This is a genomic window from Vibrio sp. 1151_11 (genome assembly GCF_029478525.1).
In the GTDB taxonomy this organism is placed as follows: Bacteria; Pseudomonadota; Gammaproteobacteria; order Enterobacterales; family Vibrionaceae; genus Vibrio; species Vibrio anguillarum.
The window spans coordinates 1-255 of the sequence record NZ_SHMN01000141.1; the positions used below are offsets into that span (position 1 = coordinate 1).

General features: G+C 53.3%; 1 rRNA gene. It reads left to right on the forward strand.

Annotated features, from left to right (window positions below):
* Positions 1 to 255 (forward strand): 16S ribosomal RNA (locus EXZ60_RS19250); the annotation flags it as partial.

A 255-nucleotide genomic window follows, 5' to 3' on the forward strand; every position in this document is an offset into this window, starting at 1 on the left:
GACCGCCTGGGGAGTACGGTCGCAAGATTAAAACTCAAATGAATTGACGGGGGCCCGCACAAGCGGTGGAGCATGTGGTTTAATTCGATGCAACGCGAAGAACCTTACCTACTCTTGACATCTACAGAATCCTGCGGAGACGCGGGAGTGCCTTCGGGAACTGTAAGACAGGTGCTGCATGGCTGTCGTCAGCTCGTGTTGTGAAATGTTGGGTTAAGTCCCGCAACGAGCGCAACCCTTATCCTTGTTTGCCAG